Annotated in this window: 22 protein-coding genes; 13 read left to right on the forward strand and 9 right to left on the reverse strand. The window is 69.5% G+C overall.

Going from position 1 to position 25,587, the window contains the following annotated elements; translation table 11 throughout:
• Positions 1-84 precede the first annotated feature (84 nt).
• The 7 genes from OG444_RS19525 to trxA all read left to right on the forward strand — a co-directional run bounded on the left by OG444_RS19525 (position 85) and on the right by trxA (position 9,632).
• Complete coding sequence (locus OG444_RS19525) at positions 85-2,343, forward strand: DUF6049 family protein (protein ID WP_327263371.1); 2,259 nt, start codon at positions 85-87, stop codon at positions 2,341-2,343.
• Positions 2,344-2,389: 46 nt separating this feature from the next.
• The gene (gene murJ / locus OG444_RS19530; RefSeq protein ID WP_327263372.1) at positions 2,390-4,564 is read left to right on the forward strand and encodes a murein biosynthesis integral membrane protein MurJ; all 2,175 of its coding nucleotides are present in this window, start codon (positions 2,390-2,392) and stop codon (positions 4,562-4,564) included.
• Between the two features lie 117 nt (positions 4,565-4,681).
• Complete coding sequence (locus OG444_RS19535) at positions 4,682-6,418, forward strand: protein kinase family protein (protein WP_327263373.1); 1,737 nt, start codon at positions 4,682-4,684, stop codon at positions 6,416-6,418.
• Between the two features lie 105 nt (positions 6,419-6,523).
• Complete coding sequence (sigM, locus tag OG444_RS19540; RefSeq protein WP_327263374.1) at positions 6,524-7,219, forward strand: RNA polymerase sigma factor SigM; 696 nt, start codon at positions 6,524-6,526, stop codon at positions 7,217-7,219.
• Entirely contained in the window at positions 7,216-8,142 is a 927-nt protein-coding gene (locus OG444_RS19545) for an anti-sigma factor family protein (protein ID WP_327263375.1), read from the forward strand. Before sigM ends, OG444_RS19545 begins: the two co-directional genes overlap by 4 nt.
• A 128-nt stretch (positions 8,143-8,270) precedes the next feature.
• Positions 8,271-9,230 (forward strand): thioredoxin-disulfide reductase, encoded by a 960-nt coding sequence (trxB, locus tag OG444_RS19550; RefSeq protein WP_327263376.1) that lies wholly within the window; start codon positions 8,271-8,273, stop codon positions 9,228-9,230.
• A 60-nt stretch (positions 9,231-9,290) separates the two neighbouring features.
• Positions 9,291-9,632 (forward strand): thioredoxin, encoded by a 342-nt coding sequence (gene trxA / locus OG444_RS19555; protein ID WP_327263377.1) that lies wholly within the window; start codon positions 9,291-9,293, stop codon positions 9,630-9,632.
• A gap of 70 nt (positions 9,633-9,702) precedes the next feature.
• Here the strand turns inward: trxA and OG444_RS19560 are convergent, their stop codons facing one another.
• The 9 genes from OG444_RS19560 to rpmH form a co-directional block, all read right to left on the reverse strand.
• A complete protein-coding gene (locus tag OG444_RS19560) occupies positions 9,703-10,320 on the reverse strand; it encodes a GNAT family N-acetyltransferase (RefSeq protein ID WP_327263378.1) in 618 nt (205 codons plus the stop codon).
• 102 nt (positions 10,321-10,422) lie between these two features.
• Positions 10,423-11,511 carry a ParB/RepB/Spo0J family partition protein gene (locus OG444_RS19565; protein ID WP_327263379.1) on the reverse strand — a complete coding sequence of 363 codons (1,089 nt, stop codon included), beginning with the start codon at positions 11,509-11,511 and terminating at the stop codon, positions 10,423-10,425.
• Positions 11,508-12,596 carry a ParA family protein gene (locus tag OG444_RS19570; RefSeq protein ID WP_327266860.1) on the reverse strand — a complete coding sequence of 363 codons (1,089 nt, stop codon included), beginning with the start codon at positions 12,594-12,596 and terminating at the stop codon, positions 11,508-11,510. The genes OG444_RS19565 and OG444_RS19570 overlap by 4 nt, the downstream gene beginning before the upstream one ends.
• 276 nt (positions 12,597-12,872) lie before the next feature.
• Positions 12,873-13,589: a 16S rRNA (guanine(527)-N(7))-methyltransferase RsmG gene (gene rsmG / locus OG444_RS19575; protein ID WP_327263380.1), complete on the reverse strand. Its 717-nt coding sequence runs from the start codon at positions 13,587-13,589 to the stop codon at positions 12,873-12,875.
• A gap of 135 nt (positions 13,590-13,724) precedes the next feature.
• Entirely contained in the window at positions 13,725-14,237 is a 513-nt protein-coding gene (locus tag OG444_RS19580; RefSeq protein WP_327263381.1) for a Jag family protein, read from the reverse strand.
• Positions 14,238-14,252: 15 nt separating this feature from the next.
• Positions 14,253-15,356 (reverse strand): membrane protein insertase YidC, encoded by a 1,104-nt coding sequence (gene yidC / locus OG444_RS19585; RefSeq protein ID WP_327263382.1) that lies wholly within the window; start codon positions 15,354-15,356, stop codon positions 14,253-14,255.
• A 3-nt stretch (positions 15,357-15,359) separates the two neighbouring features.
• Positions 15,360-15,641 carry a membrane protein insertion efficiency factor YidD gene (gene yidD / locus OG444_RS19590; protein WP_075970728.1) on the reverse strand — a complete coding sequence of 94 codons (282 nt, stop codon included), beginning with the start codon at positions 15,639-15,641 and terminating at the stop codon, positions 15,360-15,362.
• The gene (gene rnpA / locus OG444_RS19595; RefSeq protein ID WP_078848045.1) at positions 15,638-16,012 is read right to left on the reverse strand and encodes a ribonuclease P protein component; all 375 of its coding nucleotides are present in this window, start codon (positions 16,010-16,012) and stop codon (positions 15,638-15,640) included. Before rnpA ends, yidD begins: the two co-directional genes overlap by 4 nt.
• A gap of 20 nt (positions 16,013-16,032) precedes the next feature.
• Complete coding sequence (gene rpmH, locus OG444_RS19600) at positions 16,033-16,170, reverse strand: 50S ribosomal protein L34 (protein WP_008741645.1); 138 nt, start codon at positions 16,168-16,170, stop codon at positions 16,033-16,035.
• 100 nt (positions 16,171-16,270) lie between these two features.
• On the opposite strand from rpmH, the gene dnaA reads away from it, so the two are divergent.
• The 6 genes from dnaA (at position 16,271) to gyrB (ending at position 25,562) form a co-directional block, all read left to right on the forward strand.
• Entirely contained in the window at positions 16,271-18,316 is a 2,046-nt protein-coding gene (gene dnaA / locus OG444_RS19605; RefSeq protein WP_442810570.1) for a chromosomal replication initiator protein DnaA, read from the forward strand.
• 876 nt (positions 18,317-19,192) lie between these two features.
• Positions 19,193-20,323: a DNA polymerase III subunit beta gene (gene dnaN, locus OG444_RS19610; protein ID WP_327263384.1), complete on the forward strand. Its 1,131-nt coding sequence runs from the start codon at positions 19,193-19,195 to the stop codon at positions 20,321-20,323.
• Positions 20,324-20,514: 191 nt separating this feature from the next.
• Positions 20,515-21,390, forward strand: a complete 876-nt coding sequence (gene gnd / locus OG444_RS19615) for a phosphogluconate dehydrogenase (NAD(+)-dependent, decarboxylating) (protein ID WP_327263385.1) — start codon at positions 20,515-20,517, stop codon at positions 21,388-21,390.
• Positions 21,391-21,457: 67 nt separating this feature from the next.
• Positions 21,458-22,594, forward strand: coding sequence for a DNA replication/repair protein RecF (gene recF / locus OG444_RS19620; protein WP_327263386.1), 1,137 nt, complete (start codon positions 21,458-21,460; stop codon positions 22,592-22,594).
• Complete coding sequence (locus OG444_RS19625; RefSeq protein WP_327263387.1) at positions 22,591-23,124, forward strand: DUF721 domain-containing protein; 534 nt, start codon at positions 22,591-22,593, stop codon at positions 23,122-23,124. Before recF ends, OG444_RS19625 begins: the two co-directional genes overlap by 4 nt.
• 416 nt (positions 23,125-23,540) lie before the next feature.
• Complete coding sequence (gyrB, locus tag OG444_RS19630; RefSeq protein WP_327266861.1) at positions 23,541-25,562, forward strand: DNA topoisomerase (ATP-hydrolyzing) subunit B; 2,022 nt, start codon at positions 23,541-23,543, stop codon at positions 25,560-25,562.
• The last annotated feature ends 25 nt before the right edge of the window (positions 25,563-25,587 follow it).

The following is a 25,587-nucleotide window of genomic DNA, read 5'->3' on the forward strand; positions in this document are numbered from 1 at the left end:
GCGGCACTCGCACACAGCGGGCCTCGTTACCATGCGTGGACGCAGAAAAGACGACCACTGACACTTCGAGGGACGGGCTAGCGCGTGGCCGAGGCGGCAGACATCCAGGGGGCGTCCCCCGCTCCTGCCCGGCGCCGGTGGCTGCGGCGCGCGATCGTTCTGCTCGCCGGGACGCCCGTGCTGGCCGCGCTGATCTACTCTCCCGCGCCCCGGGCCGAGGCGGCTCAGGCCTCGTCCGTGGACGTCCAGCTGGTCTCCATGGCCCCCGCGGCGCCGGTCAAGGGCGACACCTTGACCATCGAGGGGACCGTCCTGAACACCGGCTCCGAGACGATCACCGACGCACACGTCGGGCTGCGCGTCGGGTCCGCGCTCACGGACCGCTCGTCCATCGACGAGGCGGCGGAGCGCACCGGCTTCCGGGCCGGCGCCGACCCGGGCGAGATCGACCCGGCCCACGCGGTGAAGATCGCCTCGCTGCCGTCGAAGGTCAGCCAGTCCTTCACGCTCACCATCCCGGTGAACAAGCTCGAGCTCGACAAGGACGGCGTCTATCCGCTCGGTGTCTCCCTGTCCGGAGTGACCGACAGCCGGCCTTCCGAGCAGGTGCTGGGCATCAAGCGGACCTTCCTCCCCTGGCAGCCGGAAGCCGCCGCGAAGCGTTCCCAGCTGACCTACGCCTGGCCGCTGATCTCCACCACCCGCGTGACGGCGGAGACCGGCTCCGACGAGCTCCAGACCCCCGTCTTCCTCGACGACTCCCTCGTCGAGGAGCTCAAGCCGGGCGGCCGCCTGGAGCAGATGGTCACCCTCGGCAAGGACCTGCCGATCACCTGGGTCATCGACCCCGACCTGCTCTACACGGTCGACGCGATGACCAAGGGCTACCGGGTCCGCGGCCCCGGCGGCGGCAAGCCCGTCCAGGGCAAGAACCGGGCCGTCGCCGAGCAGTGGCTCAGCTCACTCGAGGCCGCCGTCCAGGGCAAGAAGGTCGTCGCCCTGCCGTTCGCCGACCCCGACCTCGCCTCCCTCGCCCACCGCGGCAAGGACGTCTCGGGCACCCTGGGCCAGCTGCGCCCCGCCACCGACAAGGCGAAGCAGGCCGTCGAGACGGTCCTGCACGTCCCCGCGTCCACCGACTTCTCCTGGCCCGTGAACGGCGCCATCGACCCCTCGATCGTGAATGTCGCCACCTCGGCAGGCGCCCACAACGTCCTCACCCGCAGCGACAGCCTCGTGGAGAGCGGAGCCCTCGGCTACACGCCCTCGGCCGCCCGCCCCATCGGCGCCGGCACGACCGCCGTGGTGGCCGACGCCGATCTGTCCACCGCCTTCGAGGGCGACATGCTGAACGCCGGGGCCTCCACGCTCGCCGTGCAGCGGTTCCTCGCCCACAGCCTCGCCCTGAACCTGCAGAAGACCGAGGAGCAGCGCAGCTTCGTCGTCGCCCCGCAGCGGATGCCCGGCGTCAGCCAGGTGCAGACGATGGCGGCCGCCCTGCGCGGCCTCCAGGCAGGCCGCTGGACCCAGCCCGGGGACCTCGAGGCCGCGGCCGCCGCCAAGCCCGATCCCGGCGCCACCACCCAGGTGCCCGGCGCCGGCCAGTACCCCGAGGACCTGCGCAAGCAGGAGCTCCCGGTTTCGGCCTTCGAGAAGATCCGCGCCACGCAGAACACCCTCGATCGCTTCAAGGTGATCCTCGCCGCGCCGGACCGCGTGGAGATCCCCTTCGGCAACACCACCAACCGGGAGATGTCCACCTCCTGGCGCGGACGGCCCGACGAGGCCCGCCTCTACCGGGACCAGGTGCAGGACTACCTGATCGGTCTCACCGAGAAGGTCAAGGTCGTCCCCAAGTCCGACGCCACCCTGTCCGGACACAGCGCCACCATCCCGGTCAGCGTGCAGAACAGCCTGGTCCAGGATGTCCACGGCCTCGTGCTGCGGGTGAAGTCCGCCAACCCGACCCGCCTGATGTTCAGCGACAGCGAGCAGCCGGTCACCGTCCAGGGCGACCACACCCAGACGGTCAAGTTCACCGCCAACGCCACGGCGAGCGGACCCGTTGAGGTCACGGCCCAGCTGTTCACCAAGGACGGCATCCCCTACGGCAAGGCACGCACGTTCACCGTCGAAGCCACCGAGATCACCCCCACCGTCATGCTCGTGATCGCCGGCGGTGTGCTCCTCCTGGTCCTGGCAGGCATCAAGATGTACGCCAGCCGCAAGCGCGTCGCGGCACGCGCGGCCGCCGAGGAGAGCACGCAGCCGAGTGACGAGTCCCCGGACACCGGAGCGCAAAGCACCGACGGGTCCGGCACGAGTGAGACAGTGGACCGTTGATTGACGCCGTGGCCGGTCGGCCTGGGGACGATGAGGTGGGGTTTCGATGAACGCGCCGTACGACGGTGACCGCGCGCAGGGCACTGGTGGGCCCGCGCCCGCCCAGGGCACTGCCCCGGGCACCCCGGTGCCCGGGCAGGTTCCCGTGCCTGCGCCCGCGCCGGACCGTGACCCGTATGTCCAGGACGCCTACGACCACGACCCGTACCGGTCCCAGGACCTGTCGGCCCAGGACCCCGTCGCCGAGGTGCTCTACGACCGGGCCTCGCACCCTCCGCCGCCCCCGGGTACCTACCAGGAGCCCGGGCCGCTCTACGCGGCTCCGGCCGCGCCCTCGTACGCTCCCGACCCGCACGTGTGGGCCCAGACCCCGGCGCCCGAGCCGGACGGCCCCTCGCGCCACCTGCCGTACGGCGACCACGCGACCACGACGCAGTTCGTCGGGGTGGACTCCCTCGTCACCAGCGCATCGGAGGAGCAGCCGGAGCCCGACGCCTTCGCGCACCTGTACCGGGACCAGGAGGCGGCACCCCGTACCCCCGCCGAGGACGCTCCCGTGGCCGCGCCGGCACCGAGCAAGCCGGCCGGACGCGCCTCCAGCCTGCTGAAGTCCAGCGCCCTGATGGCCGCGGGCACGATCGTCTCCCGCATCACCGGCTTCCTGCGGACCCTGGTCATCGCAGGTGCCATCGGCGTCGGCACCTTCAACGACACGTACCAGATCGCCAACACGCTGCCCACGATGATCTACGTGCTGGTCGGCGGTGGCGCCCTGAACGCCGTCTTCATCCCGCAGCTGGTCCGGGCCATGAAGAACGACAGCGACGGGGGGCAGGCGTACGCCAACCGGCTGCTGACCCTCGTCGTGGTGCTGTTGGCCGGCATCACCACCATCTGCGTCCTGGCCGCACCGGTGTTCATCACGATGATGTCGCCGAAGATCGCCTCGGACCCCCAGCAGATGGACGTCGCGGTCGCCTTCGCCCGCTACTGCCTGCCCACGATGTTCTTCATGGGCGTCCACGTGGTCCTGGGTCAGATCCTCAACGCCCGCGGCCGCTTCGGCGCGATGATGTGGACCCCGGTCCTCAACAACATCGTGGTCATCGCCACCTTCGGTGCCTTCATCTGGGCCTTCGGGGGCTTCACCACCTCCGGCGTCAACGCCACCACCGTCACCGCCGAAGGCGTGCGCCTGCTGGGTCTGGGCACCCTGCTCGGCCTCACCGTCCAGGCCCTCGCCATGCTTCCCTACCTGCGCGACGCGGGCTTCAAGCCGCGCCTGCGCTTCGACTGGCGGGGCCACGGCCTCGGCAAGGCCGCCCGCCTGGCCAAGTGGACGTTCTTCTTCGTCCTCGCCAACCAGGTCGGCCTCGTCGTCGTCACCCAGCTCGCCACCTGGGCCGGATCCGTCGCCGAGAAGCAGGGCCACCCCGGCACCGGCATCACCGCCTACAACTACGCGCTGCTGCTCTGGCAGATGCCGCAGGCGATCATCACCGTCTCCGTCATGACGGCCGTCCTGCCCCGCATCTCCCGCTCCGCCCACGACGGGGACGCCGCCGCCGTCCGCGACGACATCTCCTACGGGCTGCGCACCTCGGCCGTCGCGATCGTGCCCTGCGCCTTCGCGTTCCTCGCCCTCGGTGTCCCGATGGCCACCCTGCTCTACGCAGGCTCGGGTTCGGGCGCCCAGAACATCGGCTACATCCTGATGGCTTTCGGGCTCGGGCTGATCCCGTACTCCATCCAGTACGTCGTCCTGCGCGGCTTCTACGCCTACGAGGACACCCGCACGCCCTTCTACAACACCGTCATCGTCGCCGCCGTCAACGCGGCTGTCTCCGCGCTCTCCTTCTTCGTGCTCCCCGCCCGGTGGGCGGTCGTCGGCATGGCCGCCGCCTACGGCCTCGGCTACGCCGTCGGCGTGGGCGTCGCCTGGCGCCGGCTGCGCACCCGCCTCGGCGGCGACCTCGACGGCGCGCACGTGATGCGCACCTACACCCGCCTCACCGGCGCCTGCGTCCCGGCCGCCGCCGTGGCCGGCGCGGCCGCGTACGGGGTCACCCAGTGGCTGGGCAGCGGAGTGACCGGCTCCGCCGCCGCCCTCCTCGTCGGCGGGATCGCACTGGCCGCGGTGTTCCTCATCGCCGCCAAGCGCATGCGGATCGAAGAGCTCAACGCGATGGTCGGAATGGTCCGCGGACGTTTGGGGCGCTGATGCGCACAACCGTCGCCCCCTTTCGTGTGTCGTGCTTAGCGTCGGACTGTGGGCACAATTGGCTTGGCTTCGCAGACTGACCTACAGCGCGCAACGGATGGGGAGGCAGGAACGACGGTGGCGGAACGTAGCACGGCTGCCGTCGACGTGGCCGACAACAGCGGCAATGAGCCGCTGACCGCTCAGGCGGCACAGGCCACGTCCGACGGGGTGGACACCCAGAACGGACGAGCCGCGGACGGACCCATGCCCGACAAGGACGGCGAACGCACCAACCCGGCCCCTGCGGCCGCACCCGAACTCCACAGCGGGCACAAACTCGCCAGACGCTACCGGCTGGAAGAGTGCGTCACCCGTGTGGACGGATTCAGCAGTTGGCGCGCGATGGACGAGAAACTGCGCCGGGCCGTGGGTGTGCACCTGATGCCCGCAGACCACGCGCGGGCACGCTCCGTCCTGGCCGCCGCCCGGTCCTCCGCCCTGCTCGGTGACCCACGGTTCGTCCAGGTCCTCGATGCCGTGGAAGAGAACGACGTCGTCTACGTCGTCCACGAATGGCTGCCCGACGCCACCGAACTCACCGCGATCCTCGCCGCGGGCCCGCTGGAGGCCCACGACGCCTACCAGCTCGTGAGCCAGGTCTCCCAGGCGATGGCCGCCGCCCACCGTGAAGGTCTCGCCCACCTGCGGCTGACGCCCAGCGCGATACTGCGCACCTCCACGGGCCAGTACCGCATCCGCGGCCTCGCCGTGAACGCCGCCCTGCGCGGCATCACCAGCGAGACCCCGCAGCGCGCCGACACCGAAGCCATCGGCGCACTCCTGTACGCCGCCCTCACCCAGCGCTGGCCTTACGAGAACGACGCGTACGGCCTCACCGGCCTGCCCAAGGGCGTGGGTCTGATCGCCCCCGACCAGGTACGCGCCGGTGTCCACCGGGGCCTGGGCGAACTCGCCATGCGCGCGCTCGCCAACGACGGAGCCACCGCCTCCCGGCAGGAGCCCGCCTGCACCACCCCGGACGAACTGGCCAAGGCCGTGGCCGCGATGCCCCGCATCCGGCCGCCGGAGCCCGCCTTCACCGCCCCGCCCGAGTACCAGCACACCACCTACCAGCAGGGCAACTACGGCCGTCCCACGCCGCCCGGCGTGAACACGGTCCAGAGCCGCCCGGTCGCGCCCCCGCCGCCCCCGCTGCAGAGCCGCACCGGCCGGGCCCTCAAGTGGGGCGTGGCCGCCCTGCTCATCGCCGCCCTCGGCCTGGGCAGCTGGCAACTGGCCGACCGCCTCCTGGGCCGCGGAAACCAGACGGGCAACAGCGGCACCACCAACAACAACCCCAACCCGGGCACCGACGACAACCCGAAGGATCCCGCACCCGGTACGCCGCTGCAGATCACGGAGGCGTCCGAGTTCTCGCCGAACGCGGACGCGACCAAGCCGAAGGACGCCGGCAAGGCCGCCGACGGCAATCCGGGAACCGCCTGGGTCACGCTCCAGTACAAGGGCTATGCCAATTTCGGCAACCTGGACGAACGCAAGGACGGCAGCGGCATCGTCGTCGACCTCGGCAAGGTCCAGAACGTGTCCGAACTCGACATCGACCTGTACGTGGCCGGCCAGCAGGTCGAAGTCCGCGCCGCGCAGCCGTCGGCCGGCCACCCCGGTTCGCTGGCCGACTTCAACCAGTCGATCAGCAAGCTGGAACGCACCGACAAGAAGCTCCACGTCACGCTCAAGGAGCCGGTCCAGACCCGCTACGTGCTGGTCCGCATCGCCGAACTGCCCGCCGACGGGGAAGGCGGCTACCGGGGCGGCATCAGCGAGATCAAGGTGCTCGGCCCGTCGTCCTGAGCGCAGCAGCCTCGATCACGCGGCCCGGCCACCGGGCGGGCCGCGTGATTCTTTACGTGCCCGGCCGACGCCCCTAGTCTCCGTCCGGGGAGGAAGCAGGGTGTGATGCAAGAAGGAACCACGGAAGGCCGCAGCGATCAGGAGCTCCTGGCGCTTCACGTCGCCGGTGATCCCGATGCCTTCGGCGAGATCGTGCGGCGGCACCGCGACCGGCTGTGGGCCGTGGCGCTACGGACCCTCGGCGACCGGGAGGAGGCCGCGGACGCCGTGCAGGACGCCCTGGTATCCGCCTACCGGGCCGCCCACACCTTCCGCGGGGATTCCGCCGTCACCACCTGGCTGCACCGCATCACCGTCAATGCCTGCCTGGACCGCGCCCGCAAGGCGGCTTCCCGCAGGACCGCGCCCCTCGACGACACGGACCGCCTGGAGCGCCTTCTGGAGCCCCACGAGTCCGCCGAGGCACCCGCGGAGCGCCAGGACCTCCATCGTCAGCTCCTGGCCGCTCTGAGCACCCTCCCGGCCGATCAGCGTGCCGCGCTGGTCCTCGTCGACATGCAGGGATACCCCGTCGCCGAGGCCGCCCGGCTCCTCGACGTCCCCACCGGCACCGTGAAGAGCCGGTGCGCGCGCGGCCGCGCGAAACTCGTCCCGCTCCTCACTCATCTGCGCACGAATGCCGGGGATAACACCGCCGCCGAGCGGGGAAGGAACCGGACGCCGGGCCCACCCGTCCCACCAGCGGCAGAACCCAGGCATCCAGACCCAGACGCTGTGAAGGGCGGAGGTGGACGACCGTGAGCCCCACAACCGGCACGACTGGCACGACCGGCGCGATCCGGCACCCGGACGTCGCGGAGATCTCCGACCTCACCGAAGGTCTGCTCTCCCCGTCCCGTACCGCCGAGATCCGCCGCCACCTCGACGGCTGCGCCCTGTGCGCCGACGTCCGCGCCTCCTTGGAGGAGATCCGCTCCCTCCTGGGCACCCTCCCCGGTCCGGCCCGGATGCCCTCAGACATCGCCGGGCGCATCGACGCGGCCCTCGCCGCCGAGGCCCTCCTCGACGCCACACAGCCCAAGGTCCAGGCCGTCCCGGGCGACCGGCCCCGCACACCGAGCCGCGATGTTTCACGTGAAACATCGCCCGGCGGTCACCCGACCGGCCCAACCGGCCCCGGGCGGCGACGCGCCCGCCGCCGGGTCGCCGTCCTCGCGGGTCTGACCACAGCCGCCGCCTGTGCCCTCGGCATCTTCCTGTTCGGCGACTTCGCCGGTACGCCCAGCCCTGACGCCGCCACCAGCGGCGAGGCATCGAGCTCGGCCCAGCGGCCGTCCGTCGCCTCCGGCGGCGCCTACACCGCGCAGGGCCTCCAGGAGAGCGTCCAGCAGCTCGTCGCATCCGGCCGGGGCGCCGCAACCGTTCCCGGGGAGCAGAACAAGACCCTCGGACTGGAGAACAACAGCCCCGCCTCCGAGGTCCCACCGGGCGACAAGCAGGCGACGCGGTCCGTCCCCGCCTGCGTGCAGGACGCGACCGACCGCCCCGACAACCCGCTCGCCACCGAACGCGGCACCTACGAGGGCAGCGCCGTCTTCCTCCTCGTCCTGCCGCACCCGGGCGACTCCGCACGCGTGGACGCCTACCTCGTCGACTCCTCGTGCGAGCAGACCGCACCGGAAGCCCCCGGAAAGGTCCTCCTGACGCGCACCTATCCCCGATAGACGGGGCGTTCAGGGCCGTAGTGGGGCGGGTGGGGAATGCATGCGCCGTAGGATCCGTTGGGTGGGGTGAGAGTCCGCACCGGCCCCCGGTAGGCAGTACGCAGTCCGCAGAAACGAGGAAGAAACCCGTGAGCGACGTCCGAAACGTGATCATCATCGGCTCCGGGCCGGCCGGTTACACCGCCGCCCTGTACACCGCACGCGCTTCGCTCAAGCCGCTGGTCTTCGAAGGTGCCGTCACCGCGGGTGGCGCCCTGATGAACACCACCGAGGTGGAGAACTTCCCGGGCTTCCAGGACGGCATCATGGGCCCGGACCTCATGGACAACATGCGTGGCCAGGCCGAGCGCTTCGGCGCCGAGCTGGTCCCGGACGATGTCGTGTCCGTGGACCTCAGCGGTGAGATCAAGACCGTCACCGACACCGCCGGCACCGTGCACCGCGCCAAGGCCGTCATCGTCACCACCGGTTCCCAGCACCGCAAGCTCGGCCTGCCCAACGAGGACGCCCTCTCCGGCCGCGGTGTCTCCTGGTGCGCCACCTGCGACGGGTTCTTCTTCAAGGAGCACGACATCGCCGTCGTCGGCGGCGGCGACACCGCGATCGAGGAAGCCACCTTCCTCTCCCGGTTCGCCAAGTCCGTCACGATCGTCCACCGCCGTGACAGCCTGCGTGCCTCGAAGGCCATGCAGGACCGCGCCTTCGCCGACCCGAAGATCAAGTTCGCCTGGGACAGCGAGGTCGCCGAGATCCACGGCGAGCAGAAGCTCTCCGGCCTCACCCTGCGCAACACCAAGACCGGCGAGACCTCGGAGCTCCCCGTGACCGGCCTGTTCATCGCCGTCGGCCACGACCCCCGCACCGAACTGTTCAAGGACCAGCTCGACCTCGACGACGAGGGCTACCTCAAGGTCGAAGCCCCCTCCACCCGGACCAGCGCCACCGGCGTGTTCGGCGCCGGCGACGTCGTGGACCACACGTACCGTCAGGCCATCACCGCTGCGGGCACCGGCTGCTCCGCCGCCCTCGACGCCGAGCGCTTCCTCGCCGCGCTCGCGGACGCCGAGAAGGCCCACGCCGCGGTCTGACCGGTCTGACCCACCAACCGCCCCACCCCACACCCCGCAGGAAAGAAGAAGGAGGCCGCTGTGGCCGGCACCCTCAAGAATGTGACCGACGCTGACTTCGATGCCGAGGTCCTCAAGAGCGACAAGCCCGTACTGGTGGACTTCTGGGCCGCCTGGTGCGGACCGTGCCGCCAGATCGCGCCGTCCCTCGAGGCCATCGCCGCCGAGTACGGCGACCAGATCGAGATCGTCAAGCTCAACATCGACGAGAACCCGGCCACGGCTGCCAAGTACGGCGTCATGTCCATCCCGACGCTGAACGTCTACCAGGGCGGCGAGGTCGCCAAGACCATCGTCGGCGCGAAGCCGAAGGCCGCCATCCTGCGCGACCTCGCGGACTTCGTTGAGGTCAAGACCGCCTGACCCGATCGATGTTTCACGTGAAACGGGGCCGCCCCCTGCATGGGGGGCGGCCCCGTTCCGCGTTTCGTGCTCACAGCGGCCGCAGCGCCGGCTCCTTGCGTGCCGCGCCGAGCAGCCGGTCCAGCGCCAGCTCCACGTCTTCCTTCCAGGACAGTGTCGACCTCAGCTCCAGGCGCAACCGCGGATGCACCGGATGCGGCCGTACGGTCTTGAAGCCCACCGCCAGGAGATGGTCCGCGGGCAGCAGACACGCCGGGCCCTCCCAGTGCGCATCCCCGAAGGCCTCGATCGCCCGGAACCCCCGTCGCAGCAGGTCTTTCGCGACCGTCTGGACCATGACCCGCCCCAGCCCCTGCCCCTGATACCCCGGCATGATCCACGCGGTGATCAGCTGGACGGCATCGGGCGAGACCGGGCTGGTCGGGAAGGCGGTGGCCCGCGGTACGTAGGCGGCCGGCGCGTACAGGACGAAGCCCACCGGAACGTCGTCCACATAGACCACTCGGCCGCAGGATCCCCACTCCAGCAGGACGGCGGAGATCCACGCCTCCTTCTCCTGCGCGGGATTACCGGCCTTCACCGCGGCCTCACCGCTGACCGGATCCAGCTCCCAGAACACACAGGACCGGCAACGACGTGGCAGGTCCTGGAGGTTGTCCAGCGTGAGCGGTACCAGCCGACGACCCATGAACGCATCGTATCCACTGGTCCATCGTTCTTCGACAGCAAAGCGAAGGGGCGGACCGCGCCGGTTCACACCCGCGCGATCCGCCCCTCGGCGGCCCAGGAATCACTCCCCGGGGAGACCCTGCTCCAGCACCCGGCCCTCGCCCGGTGCCAGCGTCCCCAGAATCCGCTCCAGATCCTCCATCGAGGCGAACTCAACGGTGATCTTGCCCTTCTTCTGGCCCAGATCCACCTTCACCCGCGTCTCGAACCGGTCCGACAGCCGCGTCGCCAGCTCACTGAGCGCCGGAGCCACCCGCGCACCCGCACGCGGACCCTTCGGCTTCACCGCACTCGAAGGCTCCGAGGCCATCAGCGTGACGATCTCCTCGACCGCCCGCACCGACAGACCCTCGGCCACGATCCGGTGGGCCAGCCGGTCCTGCTCCTCGGAGTCCTCCACCGAGAGCAGGGCCCGCGCATGGCCGGCCGACAGCACACCCGCGGCGACCCGGCGCTGCACCGACGGGGACAGCTTCAGCAGCCGCAGCGTGTTCGACACCTGAGGCCGCGAACGCCCGATCCGGTCGGCCAGCTGATCGTGGGTGCAGTTGAAGTCCTTGAGCAGCTGGTCGTAGGCCGCGGCCTCTTCCAGCGGGTTCAGCTGGGCCCGGTGCAGGTTCTCCAGGAGCGCGTCCAGCAGCAGCTTCTCGTCGTCCGTCGCCCGGATGATCGCCGGAATGGCCTCCAGCCCGGCCTCCCGGCAGGCACGCCAGCGCCGCTCACCCATGATCAGCTCATAGCGACCGGGGGCCGACTGGCGCACCACCACCGGCTGGAGCAGACCCACCTCCTGGATGGAGGTCACCAGCTCGGCGAGCGCGTCCTCGTCGAACACATCGCGCGGCTGGCGCGGGTTCGGCGTGATCGCGTCCATCGGGAGCTCCGCGAACGTCGCTCCCGCCACCCCATTGGCCTCGGCCTCGGGCTCCGGCTCGGCCACCGGTACGACTGCGAGCGATGTTTCACGTGAAACATCGGCTTGTACGAGCGCAGCGAGCTTCGCCGCCGCAACACCCCGCTCCGAAGCCAGCGTCGGCACCGCCGACGGAGACGTCGAACCGGCACTGATCACCGGGGGCGTCTTCTCCTGTGGAGCCGCGGGGATCAGCGCACCGAGCCCCCGCCCAAGACCCCTACGTCGCTCACTCACTGGATCCCCTCCGCCACACTCTGCGTGCTGTTCATACCCGGGCCCAGATGGGCGTGCCGAGCTTCGTACTGCATTCCGACCCCCCGATACGCGATCTCTCGCGCCGCCTCCAGGTAGGAGAGGGAACCGCTGGAACCCGGGTCGTACGTGAGCACCGTCTGCCCGTAGCTCGGTGCCTCGGAAATGCGCACCGATCGGGGGATGCTCGTCCGCAGCACCTCCTTGCCGAAGTGGCTGCGCACCTCCTCCGCCACCTGCGAGGCCAGCCTGGTCCTGCCGTCGTACATCGTCAGCAGGATGGTCGACACATGCAGCGTCGGGTTGAGGTGGGCCCGCACCAGATCGACATTGCGGAGCAGCTGGCCCAGACCCTCCAGTGCGTAGTACTCGCACTGGATCGGGATCAGCACCTCCGCGCCGGCCACCAGCGCGTTCACCGTCAGCAGCCCGAGCGAGGGCGGGCAGTCGATCAGGATGTAATCGAGAGGCTGGTCGTAGGCCTGGATCGCCCGCTGGAGGCGGCTCTCCCGCGCCACGAGCGACACCAGCTCGATCTCCGCACCCGCCAGGTCGATCGTGGCCGGAGCACAGAAGAGCCCCTCCACGTCCACCACCGGCTGGACGACCTCCAGCAGGGGCCGGCTGTCCACGAGCACGTCGTAGATGGACGGCACGTCGGCATGGTGGTCGATACCCAGCGCCGTGGACGCATTGCCCTGCGGGTCGAGGTCGACCACCAGGACCCGTGCACCGTGGAGAGCCAGCGAGGCCGCCAGGTTCACGGTCGTCGTGGTCTTGCCCACGCCGCCCTTCTGGTTGGCAACCACGATGATCCGGGTCTGATTCGGCCTGGGCAGCCGCTCTCCGGTACGCCCCAGTGCGTCGACCGCCTGCTGGGCGGCTCGGCCGATGGGGGTGTCGTTGTCTACAAGAGGCGGAGGCGATGTTTCACGTGAAACATCGTCTCCCCCCGATTCACAGCGGGGACCGGGGACCGGATCGGCCATCGGCCCCGCGAGGTTGGCGTCGGACCGCACGGTGTCACTCTCCTCGACATCAGGCTCGCGATGCACAGAGCCTGCCATGTCACCCGGGTCGCGAACCAGCGGGGCCTGTACTCCTGTGGATGAATCCACCGATGTGGACAACTCCGTCCCCCTTGCGTCCTTGCGGTGGAGGGGGGACGCGGCCGCACGGCCGCGGCTGATGATTCCGTGCAGCAGAGAGCGACGTTTCACGTGAAACACGATGCCCGGACGGAGTCTCCAGGCCTCTACGACACTCCGAAATCCATACCTATAGGGACCAACACGGATGAAATCTCCGCGTGGGCCCTGGGCATCAGCGAAATCAGCTGAGCGTCACCGACGCCGACGGGTGCGTCCCACCCGGGCCGCCTTAGCCCGCTTGGCCGCGAACCTCACCCCACCGGGGCTCTCTCCGACCTCGACCCGCACCACCGTCGACAGCGGATCCACCAGACCCTCGCCCACGTGCAGCACCGAGGTCTTCACCACACCCAGCTTCGCCAGCGCCGTCTTCGCAGACACCAGTTCCTCGTCCGCGGTGTCGCCCTTCAGCGCCAGCATCTCGCCGTACGGACGCAGCAGGGGCACGCCCCAGCCGGCCAGCCGGTCCAGGGGAGCCACCGCCCGCGCCGTCACCACGTGCACCGGCTGGAGCTTGCCCAGGACCTCCTCGGCCCGCCCGCGCATTACCGTGACGTGGTCCAGGCCCAGCAGCTCCACGGCCTCCTGGAGGAAGGTCGTCCGCCGCAGCAGGGGCTCGAGCAGCGTGATCTTGAGATCGCGTCGCACCAGAGCGAGCGGGATACCGGGCAGACCCGCGCCCGAGCCCACGTCGCACACGGTGACGCCCTTGGGCACCACCTCCGACAGCACAGCGCAGTTCAGCAGGTGCCGCTCCCACAGGCGCGGCACCTCACGCGGCCCGATCAGGCCGCGCTTGACTCCCGCGTCGGCCAGCAGCTCCGCGTACCGCACAGCTTCCGGGAAAAACTCACCGAACACCGCGCGCGCCTCTTCAGGCGCCGGGGGAAGCTCAGCTGCCTCCGTCACGGGGACCGTCCTTCCGTACCGCATGGTTCTGAAAAACCACGTCTTCAAGGTGAAGCGTCATTCACTTGCCATGCCAGGCTGACAAACTTCGGCCCCGCCTGCGACACAGACGGGGCCGAACACTCGCTCTGGCGATCAGGCCGGGAGCACAACGACGAAGCGCTGCGGCTCCTCGCCCTCGGACTCGCTCTTCAGGCCGGCGGCCGCCACGGCGTCGTGGACGACCTTCCGCTCGAACGGGGTCATCGGGGCCAGCTTCATCGGCTCGCCGGACGCCTTCACGTCCGCCGCCGCCTGGGCGCCCAGCGCCGCCAGCTCCTCGCGCTTCTTCGCGCGGAACCCGGCGATGTCCAGCATCAGCCGGCTGCGGTCCCCGGTCTCCCGGTGCACGGCGAGGCGGGTCAGCTCCTGCAGAGCCTCCAGGACCTCGCCGTCGCGGCCCACGAGCTTCTGCAGGTCGCGGCTGGCGGAGTCACTGACGATCGACACCGCGGCCCGGTCGGCCTCGACGTCCATGTCGATGTCGCCGTCCAGGTCGGCGATGTCCAGCAGACCCTCGAGGTAGTCGGCCGCGATCTCACCCTCCTGCTCGAGGCGGGTCAGGGTGTCGCCACTCTCAGCGGCGGCGGTGGTGGTGCCTTCCGTCACGGGAGGGACTCCTTCTTACTTCTTGGGAGAGGGCTTGCTGGGGGTCTGACGCTGCGACTTCGACTGGCGCTTCGGCTGCTGCCGCTTCGCGGCACCGCCGCTCGCCGCGTCCGAGTCTGCCGTCGCCTCGACGCTCTTGATGACGGAGCCGTCGGGCTGGGCGGCCATGCCCTGCTTGGTGAGGGCCGCGATGAACTTGCGCTCGTTGTCGTTGCGGTCCGGGCCCTTGGCGACGATCGCCGCGACGACCCTCTTCCTGCCCCGGCCCTTGAGCTCGCCGTGCGAGGTGACCTGCTTCAGCAGACGGCCCAGGTACTGGTCCTGCGCCTTGCTGCCCGGCGTCGGGTTCTGGTTGATCACGTACATCTGCTGACCCATGGTCCACACGTTCGTGGTCAGCCAGTAGACGAGAACACCGACGGGGAAGTTGATGCCCATGACCGCGAAGATCACCGGGAAGATGTACATCAGCATCTTCTGCTGCTGCATGAACGGGGTCTTGACCGAGAGGTCCACGTTCTTCTGCATCAGCTGACGCTGGGTGTAGAACTGCGACAGCGACATCATGATGATCATGACCGCGGTGACGATCCGGACGTCCGTCAGGGTCGCGCCCAGGGCGGCGACCTTCTCCGGGCTGTCCATGAACTTCGCGGCGATCGGCGCACCGAAGATCTTGGCCGCTCGGGCGCTGTCGACCAGCTGCTGGTCCATCGCGCCGACGGCCTTGCCATCGGCGATGTTCGACAGCACGTGGTAGAGCGCGAAGAAGAACGGGGACTGCGCCAGGATGGGCAGGCACGAGGAGAGCGGGTTGGTACCCGTCTCCTTGTACAGCTTCATCATCTCTTCGGACTGACGCTGCTTGTCGTTCTTGTAGCGCTCCTGGATCGCCTTCATCTTCGGCTGGAGCGCCTGCATACCCCGCGTCGCCTTGATCTGCTTCACGAAGAGCGGGATCAGACAGATACGGATCAAGATCACTAGGGACACGATGGACAGGCCCCAGGCCCACCCACTCGACTCACCGAAGATCGCCCCGTACATCGAGTGGAACTGGACGATGATCCACGAGACGGGGTAAGTGATAAAGCTGAACAGACTGGCAATCGTGTCCACTAATCAGGCTCCTTGAGCATTGCGAGATCTACGCAACGCACTGCGCAGCTGCTCGTGCCAACGCGGGCGTTTACGGGGTGGGACGTGGTCCACGCCACCCGGGGACCACGGATTGCACCGCAGGATCCGCCAGGCGGTCAGGACCGTCCCCTTCACCGCACCATGCCGGTCGATGGCCGTGTACCCGTAGTGCGAACACGACGGGTAGTAGCGGCACACCGGCCCGAGCAGCGGACTGATCGTCCACTGGTACAGCTTGATCAAAGCGAGCAGCGGGTACTTCATCGAGCCACGCCTCCAAGGAGCCGCACCAGAGCGGCATCCAGGTCCCGGGCCAGCTCGTCGGGGCCGGCATCGCCCGCTCCGGGCAACGCTCGTACCACCACCAGGCTACCGGCGGGCAGCTGAGACAGCCGCTCGCGGACCAGATGGCGCAGACGGCGCTTCACCCGGTTACGTATGACGGCATTGCCGACAGCCTTGCTGACGACGAAACCCGCACGCGACGAGGGATCGATCTCCCCCGACTCGTGCGGGTCCGTTGCACCGCTTGTACGTAGATGGACGACGAGGAGCGGGCGACCAGCCCGACGACCTCGGCGTACCGCGCTCGCGAAGTCCTCGCGCCGCCTCAGCCGATTCTCGGGAGACAGCACGACGTCACGACCTGCGTGGGTTACGCGGAAAGGGCGGCGCGGCCCTTGCCACGACGGTTCGCGAGGATCGCGCGACCGGCACGGGTACGCATCCGCAGGCGGAAGCCGTGGGTCTTGGCACGACGGCGGTTGTTCGGCTGGAAGGTGCGCTTGCTCACTCGGGGGCTCCAGAGAATGAATCGTTGTGGCGGGACATCGCCTGGCTGTCACCGTGCGCCCACGAGGAAACTCGCGTGTTCGCCCGAGTGGCACCGCTAAATGATCACTAACAGTGACCTTCGCCCATCGGTAGGCAGGCGGCAGCAGCCATCGACAACTCGACCTCGTTACGGTACGCGCGGCTACGCCATCCGGTCAAACCGAGCCGACGTGGCCCCACACTGTGCACAGGCTGTGGACAACGACTTGAACCGTACCCGCTGGCCTGACTACCGTTGTCCGACCCCTGATTTTTTGTCCCGACCGTCCCAAAGAACCACACATTCGTGGGACCCCTGTGAGAGAGCGTGCTCTGTGGCTGACGTACCTGCCGATCTTGCCGCAGTGTGGCCAAGGGTGCTCGAGAAGCTCCTCGGGGAGGGACAGCCGGGGATCGAACCCAAGGACAAGCAGTGGGTCGAGCGGTGTCAGCCCCTGGCACTCGTCGCCGACACCGCACTGCTCGCCGTCCCCAATGAATGGGGCAAGCGCGTCCTCGAGGGCCGGCTCGCCCCACTGATCAGCGACGCGCTGAGCCGTGAGTGCGGCCGCCCCATCCGGATCGCCATCACCGTGGACGACTCCGCCGGCGAGCCCGCGCCCCCGGCCCCCGCGCAGCAGCAGGGCGGGTACGAGCCGTACGGCGGCCAGCGCTCCGGCGGCGGCCCCGGCGACGACCAGCTCCCCACGGCCCGCCCTGCCTACCCGGACTACCAGCAGCAGCGCCCCGAGCCCGGCGCCTGGCCCCGCGGCGGCCAGCAGGACGACTACGGCTGGCAGCAGCCGCGCCTCGGCGGCTTCCCCGAGCGCGACCCGTACGCCTCCCCGCAGCCGGGCTACCTCCAGCAGTCCGAGCCCTCCGGCTACGACCAGGGCTCCTACGAGCAGCAGAAGTACGAGCAGTCCCCGTACGAGTCCCAGCAGCAGCACCAGGGGCAGCACCAGGGCCATCAGTACGAGCAACAGAAGTACGAGCCCCAGCAGTACGAGCAGCCGGCGCCGCGCCAGGCGCCCGGCCGGCCCGCGGCGCCCCCGTCCCCCTCCGGCGGCTCCACGTCGGGCCCGCTGGAGCCGACCGCCCGGCTGAACCCCAAGTACCTCTTCGACACCTTCGTCATCGGCGCCTCCAACCGCTTCGCGCACGCCGCCGCGGTGGCCGTCGCCGAGGCGCCCGCGAAGGCCTACAACCCCCTCTTCGTCTACGGGGAGTCGGGCCTGGGCAAGACGCACCTGCTGCACGCCATCGGGCACTACGCGCGGAGCCTCTACCCCGGCACCCGGGTGCGGTATGTGAGCTCCGAGGAGTTCACCAACGAGTTCATCAACTCCATCCGCGACGGCAAGGGCGACGCGTTCCGCAAGCGCTACCGCGAGATGGACATCCTGCTCGTCGACGACATCCAGTTCCTCGCGAGCAAGGAGTCGACGCAGGAGGAGTTCTTCCACACCTTCAATACGCTCCACAACGCGAACAAGCAGATCGTCCTCTCCTCCGACCGGCCGCCCAAGCAGCTGGTCACCCTGGAGGACCGGCTCCGCAACCGCTTCGAGTGGGGCCTGATCACCGACGTCCAGCCGCCCGAGCTGGAGACGCGCATCGCGATCCTTCGCAAGAAGGCGGTCCAGGAGCAGCTCAACGCCCCGCCGGAGGTACTGGAGTTCATCGCCTCCCGCATCTCGCGCAACATCCGCGAGCTGGAGGGGGCGCTGATCCGGGTCACGGCCTTCGCGAGCCTCAACCGGCAGCCGGTGGACCTGGGTCTGACCGAGGACGTCCTGAAGAACCTGATCCCGGGCGGCGAGGACAGCGCGCCCGAGATCACCGCCTCGGACATCATGGCGGCCACCGCCGACTACTTCGGGCTGACCGTGGACGACCTGTGCGGCTCCTCGCGCAGCCGGGTCCTGGTCACTGCCCGCCAGATCGCCATGTATCTGTGCCGGGAGCTCACGGACCTGTCCCTGCCCAAGATCGGGGCGCAGTTCGGCGGACGTGACCACACGACCGTCATGCACGCGGACCGCAAGATCCGCGCTCTGATGGCCGAGCGCCGCTCCATCTACAACCAGGTCACCGAGCTCACCAACCGCATCAAGAACGCCTGAGCGCGGCGCCCCACCACCCGGTCCGGGGCCGCCTCAGGGCCCCTTCAAACGCTTTCAGAGGGCGCTCCCGGTCCACAACGGGGGCGCCCTTCTTCGTTCGCGCGCCCCTGACCTGTTCGAATACGCCCCCGGTGGAGCAACTCATCCACAGATTGGGAGACTTTCTTCCGTCCACACCCTGGGGACGGGTCACGTCGCCCACAATCTGTCCACAGGCATGCGGGGTGAGTCTCCATCAGGGCAGGTCAGGACCCTGTGGAATTGTGCACAAACGTCATCCACAGGCTGTGGACAACTATTTCGTCCACAGCGCTGTCCACGGCGTTGTCCACCGTCGGCCCACAGGTTTCCACCTCCTGTGCACAGGATCCGCTGTGTTCTCCACACCCTTGTCCACTGTTCGGCAACGCACCACCCCCTCTCACCGTCCGGAGTGAAAGCGGTCACACGGATGTAGACGTTTGGGTTGTGGAGTACCGGGGGAAAGCTGGGGACGCACCTGTGGACTAATCGGGGTCACCTGGGGACAGCCTGTGCAGAACTTTTTGTTCTCCACAGGGACACGGGGTTGTCCACCGGTGTCACCCACAGGGTCGGTGGATAAAAAACCGGGGTTGACCTGCGAGAACGGGCTTATCCACCGTTTCCACAGGCCCTACTACTACCCCCATAGAGAGTTAGGCCGGTTTCGGTTTTCAAGCGGGTCCTGTGCACAACTCGTCGAGAGCCCGCCCCGACGCCTCGCTCCCGACTTGACCGCCAGCCGCACCGAGTGTCGGCGCCGTACGTCAGACTGGTCCCCGGCATCGGTCGAGGCATCGACGAGCCGACGACGAAGGCCGGCAGACGAGCGAGCAACAGCAGGAGGCGGTTCCGGTGAAGATCCGGGTGGAGCGCGACGTACTGGCGGAGGCGGTGGCTTGGGCCGCCCGTAGCCTCCCGGCCCGGCCGCCGGTGCCCGTTCTCGCGGGACTGCTGCTGAAGGCCGAGGAGGGCACGCTGAGCCTCTCCGGCTTCGACTACGAGGTCTCGGCCCGGGTCTCCGTCGAGGCGGACGTCGAGGAGGACGGCACCGTCCTGGTCTCCGGCCGGCTGCTCGCCGACATCTGCCGCGCCCTCCCCAACCGCCCGGTGGAGATTTCCACAGACGGTGTACGGGCGACCGTGGTCTGCGGCTCCTCGCGATTCACACTCCACACCCTGCCTGTGGAGGAGTACCCGGCACTGCCGCAGATGCCGACCGCCACCGGCACCGTGGCCGGCGAGGTCTTCGCCTCCGCCGCCAAGCAGGTGGCGACCGCCGCCGGCCGCGACGACACGCTGCCCGTGCTGACCGGTGTCCGCATCGAGATCGAGGGCGACCGCGTCACCCTGGCCTCCACCGACCGCTACCGCTTCGCGGTCCGCGAATTCCTGTGGAAGCCGGAGAACCCGGACGCGTCGGCCGTGGCCCTGGTGCCCGCCAAGACGCTCCAGGAGATCGCCAACTCGCTGACCAGCGGTGACACCGTGACCCTGGCGCTGTCCGGCTCCGGTGCGGGCGAGGGCCTGATCGGTTTCGAGGGCGCCGGCCGCCGCACCACCACCCGGCTGCTCGAGGGCGACCTGCCCAAGTACCGGACGCTCTTCCCGACGGAGTTCAACTCGATCGCCGTGATCGAGACCGCGCCCTTCGTCGAGGCCGTCAAGCGCGTGGCCCTGGTGGCCGAGCGCAACACCCCGGTCCGCCTCAGCTTCGAGCAGGGCGTGCTGATCCTGGAGGCAGGCTCCTCCGACGACGCACAGGCTGTGGAAAGGGTCGACGCCCAGCTCGACGGCGACGACATCTCGATCGCCTTCAACCCGACCTTCCTGCTGGACGGCCTGAGCGCGATCGCCTCCCCGGTGGCCCAGCTCAGCTTCACCACGTCCACCAAGCCCGCGCTGCTCAGCGGCCGTCCGGCGCTCGACGCGGAAGCCGACGAGACGTACAAGTACCTGATCATGCCGGTGCGCCTCTCCGGTTGATTCTTCCCAGGTCAGGCCCGGTTTCGCGGTCAGCGAGGCCGGGCCTGAGCACGTTGCGGGAACACCTGAACGGCCGCGCGCGCCCCATGAAGCCGGGTGGCGCGCCCCGGCGTAGGCTCGGGGCCCGGGGGTGTCCCCGGGATCCACGGGCACCCCGGCAAAGACGGCCACAACGCTTAAGGAACCACCTGATGGAGCTTGGTCTCGTCGGTCTCGGCAAGATGGGCGGCAACATGCGCGAGCGCATCCGCCGCGCAGGCCACACCGTCATCGGATACGACCGCAACCCGGACCTCGCGGATGTCCACAGCCTGCGGGAGCTTGTGGACAGCCTGCCGGCCCCCCGAGTCGTGTGGGTGATGGTCCCGGCCGGTGCCGCGACGCAGTCCACCGTCGACGAGCTCGCCGAGCTGCTCTCGATCGGCGACATCGTCGTCGACGGCGGCAACTCGCGCTGGACCGACGACGAGAAGCACGCCGAGGAGCTGGCGGCCAAGGGCATCGGCTTCGTCGACTGCGGTGTCTCCGGCGGCGTGTGGGGCCTGGAGAACGGCTACGCACTGATGTACGGCGGCGAGAAGGACCACGTCGCCCGGGTCCAGCCGATCTTCGACGCCCTCAAGCCCGAGGGCGAGTTCGGCGCCGTGCACGCCGGCAAGGTCGGCGCGGGCCACTTCGCGAAGATGGTCCACAACGGCATCGAGTACGCCATGATGCAGGCCTACGCCGAGGGCTGGGAGCTCCTGGAGAAGGTGGACTCGGTCACCGACGTCCGCGAGGTCTTCCGCTCCTGGCAGGAGGGCACCGTCATCCGCTCCTGGCTGCTGGACCTGGCCGTGAACGCCCTCGACCAGGACGAGCACCTGGAGCAGCTGCGCGGCTTCGCACAGGACTCCGGCGAGGGACGCTGGACGGTGGAGGCGGCGATCGACAACGCCGTACCGCTGCCCGCGATCACCGCGTCGCTGTTCGCGCGCTTCGCCTCGCGGCAGGACGACTCCCCGCAGATGAAGATGATCGCCGCCCTGCGGAACCAGTTCGGCGGCCACGCGGTCGAGAAGGCCTAGCGGCTCAGAGCAGGCAGCAGCACAGCACCACAGCGAGCAGTTGGAAGCCGGGGGAGGTCGGCGCCGTATGCACGTTTCGCATCTCTCATTGGCCGACTTCCGCTCGTACGCCCGGGCCGAGGTTCCCCTCGACCCGGGCGTCACGGCTTTCGTGGGCCCCAACGGCCAGGGCAAGACCAACCTCGTCGAGGCGATCGGCTACCTCGCGACCCTCGGCAGTCACCGGGTCTCCTCGGACGCCCCGCTGGTGCGGATGGGCGCGGACCGGGCGATCATCCGGGCGGCCGTCACCCAGGGCGAGCGCCAGCAGCTGGTGGAGCTGGAGCTCAATCCCGGGCGGGCGAACCGGGCCCGGATCAACCGGTCCTCGCAGGTCAGGCCGCGGGACGTGCTGGGGATCATACGGACGGTGCTGTTCGCGCCGGAGGACCTGGCCCTGGTCAAGGGCGACCCGGGCGAGCGGCGCCGGTTCCTGGACGAGCTGGTCACGGCGCGCTCCCCGCGGATGGCCGCCGTCCGCTCCGACTACGAGCGGGTGCTCAAGCAGCGCAACACCCTGCTGAAGTCCGCGGCGATGGCCCGCCGGCACGGCGGGCGCTCCCTGGACCTGTCCACCCTCGACGTGTGGGACCAGCACCTCGCCCGCGCGGGCGCGGAGCTGCTGGCACAGCGGCTGGATCTGATCGCGACGATGCTGCCGCTGGCGGACAAGGCGTACGAGCAGCTCGCGCCCGGCGGCGGCCCGCTGGGTCTGGCGTACAAGTCCTCGGCAGGCGAGCCGGTGGACAGCGGCGCGGCGCGCACCCGGGAGGACCTCTACGAGGTCCTGCTGTCCGCGCTGGCCGAGGTGCGCAAGCAGGAGATCGAACGCGGGGTGACCCTGGTGGGCCCGCACCGCGACGACGTGCTGCTGCGGCTGGGGGAGCTGCCCGCGAAGGGGTACGCGAGCCACGGCGAGTCGTGGTCGTACGCGCTGGCCCTGCGGCTGGCCTCGTACGAGCTGCTGCGCTCGGAGGGCAGCGAGCCGGTGCTGATCCTGGACGACGTGTTCGCGGAGCTGGACACCCGGCGCCGGGAGCGGCTGGCCGAGCTGGTGGCGCCGGGCGAGCAGGTGCTGGTGACGGCGGCGGTGGACGACGACGTCCCGGGGGTGCTGGTGGGTACGCGGTTCGGGGTGTCCGGCGGTGAGGTGACCAGGCTGTGAACGACAACGGCAAGGACCCGCAGGAGGGCCGCAGGACCCCGGAGGCCTCCGGGGTGGACCTCGCGCGCCAGGCCCTCGCGGCCGCGCGCGAGCAGGCCCGGGCCCGGGGCAACGCGGCCGGCGGGAAGCGGCGCCAGCAGCCGGGCCTGCGCTCGGGAGCCCGCGCGGACGGCCGGGACCCGATGCCGCTGATGGCGGCGCTGGACCGGCTGCGCACCGAACGCGGCTGGGAGATGCCGATGGCGGTGGCGGGCGTGATGGAGCGCTGGCCGGAGATCGTCGGCCCGGAGATCGCGGCCCACTGTGAACCGGAGCGGTACGAGGACCGTGAACTGGTCGTGCGGTGCGATTCCTCGGCATGGGCGGCCCAGCTGAAGCTGCTGGCTCCGCAGCTGGTCGCGCGGCTGAACGCGGATCTGGGGCAGGGCACGGTCCGGATGATCAAGGTGCAGGGGCCCGGCGGGCGGCCCAAGGGGTACGGGCCGTGGCGGGCGCCGGGCAGCAAGGGTCCGGGCGACACCTACGGCTGAGACCGCGGCCCTGCGGGGCCGGAGCCCGGCTGCGCCGGGATCCCGGGGCGCCGCCCCGGACCCGCGGCTCACACGCCGGCGGGGCTGGGCAACGCCGCCGGCGGGGCTGGAGCGATGCCGCCGGCGGTGCCCTCGGGCGGTGGTTCGTGGTGGTGTCCCTCACGGTAGTCGGAGGTTGACAGCCCGAGGGGCTGGATGCCCGCGTGAGCCTCTTTGAGCCCCTTCCTGAATGTGGGGAGTCGGAGAGAGGAGGTTCAGGGCGGCACATGCGGACTCAGGTACCGGCAAACCCCCATTCATGTCAGTGGTACCGGTAGACTGAACGAGAATCCCGCCCGTTCGCGGGATCACGCAGACAACGCAGATCGACGCGGCCGCTCCCGCCGGTGCATTGCTGGTCCGGGGTACGGGCTGCGCTGTGCCAGAGAGGGCGCTTCGTGGCCGATTCCGGCGACTCCAACGAGAAGAATTACGACGCCAGTGCGATCCAGGTCCTCGAGGGCCTGGACGCGGTCCGCAAGCGGCCGGGAATGTACATCGGCTCGACGGGTGAGCGTGGTCTGCACCACCTCGTCTACGAGGTCGTCGACAACTCGGTCGACGAGGCGCTGGCAGGGCACGCGGACACCATCGACGTGACGATCCTCGCCGACGGCGGGGTGCGCGTGGTGGACAACGGCCGCGGTATCCCGGTCGGCATCGTGCCGTCCGAGGGCAAGCCCGCCCTCGAGGTCGTCCTCACGGTCCTGCACGCGGGCGGCAAGTTCGGCGGTGGCGGCTACGCCGTCTCCGGCGGTCTGCACGGTGTCGGCGTGTCCGTCGTGAACGCCCTGTCGACGAGGGTCGCGGTCGAGGTCAGGACGGACGGCCACCGCTGGACCCAGGACTACAAGCTGGGCGTCCCGACGGCCCCGCTGGCCAAGAACGAGGAGACCGCCGAGACCGGCACCTCGGTCACCTTCTGGGCCGACGGCGACATCTTCGAGACGACCGAGTACTCCTTCGAGACGCTGTCGCGGCGCTTTCAGGAGATGGCCTTCCTCAACAAGGGCCTCACCCTGACGCTGACCGACGAGCGCGAGTCGGCGAAGGCGACCGTCGGCGCGGACGACCCGGACGCGGACACGGCGGAGCCCACGGCGCGCACGGTGAAGTACTACTACGAGGGCGGCATCGTCGACTTCGTGAAGTACCTCAACTCGCGCAAGGGTGAGCTCATCCACCCGACCGTCATCGACGTCGAGGCCGAGGACAACGAGCGCATGCTCTCGGTCGAGATCGCGATGCAGTGGAACTCGCAGTACACGGAGGGTGTCTACTCCTTCGCGAACACGATCCACACGCACGAGGGCGGTACGCACGAGGAGGGCTTCCGTGCGGCCCTGACGGGTCTGGTGAACCGTTACGCGCGCGACAAGAAGCTGCTGCGCGAGAAGGACGACAACCTCGCCGGCGAGGACATCCGCGAGGGTCTGACCGCGATCATCTCGGTCAAGCTGGGCGAGCCCCAGTTCGAGGGCCAGACGAAGACCAAGCTGGGCAACACGGAGGCCAAGACCTTCGTGCAGAAGGTCGTCCACGAGCACCTCAACGACTGGTTCGACCGCAACCCGGTCGAGGCCGCGGACATCATCCGCAAGTCGATCCAGGCGGCCACGGCGCGCGTCGCGGCCCGCAAGGCCCGTGACCTCACCCGTCGCAAGGGTCTGCTGGAGAGCGCCTCGCTGCCGGGCAAGCTGTCCGACTGCCAGTCGAACGACCCGACCAAGTGCGAGATCTTCATCGTCGAGGGTGACTCGGCCGGTGGCTCCGCGAAGTCCGGCCGCAACCCGATGTACCAGGCCATCCTGCCGATCCGCGGCAAGATCCTGAACGTCGAGAAGGCCCGTATCGACAAGATCCTCCAGAACACCGAGGTCCAGGCGCTGATCAGTGCCTTCGGTACCGGTGTGCACGAGGACTTCGACATCGAGAAGCTCCGCTATCACAAGATCATCCTGATGGCGGACGCCGACGTCGACGGCCAGCACATCAACACCCTGCTGCTGACCTTCCTCTTCCGCTTCATGCGCCCGCTGGTCGAGGCCGGTCACGTGTACCTGTCGCGCCCGCCGCTCTACAAGATCAAGTGGGGCCGGGACGACTTCGAGTACGCGTACTCGGACCGCGAGCGCGACGCGCTGGTGGAGCTCGGCAAGCAGAACGGCAAGCGCATCAAGGAAGACTCGATCCAGCGCTTCAAGGGTCTGGGCGAGATGAACGCCGAGGAACTGCGCGTCACCACCATGGACGTGGACCACCGGGTCCTCGGCCAGGTCACGCTGGACGACGCGGCGCAGGCCGACGACCTGTTCTCGGTGCTGATGGGTGAGGACGTCGAGGCGCGGCGCTCCTTCATCCAGCGCAACGCCAAGGACGTCCGCTTCCTCGACATCTGAGTCGGCTCCGCTGACCGCCGCCTGA

This window comes from Streptomyces sp. NBC_01232 (genome assembly GCF_035989885.1).
Taxonomy (GTDB): domain Bacteria; phylum Actinomycetota; class Actinomycetes; order Streptomycetales; family Streptomycetaceae; genus Streptomyces.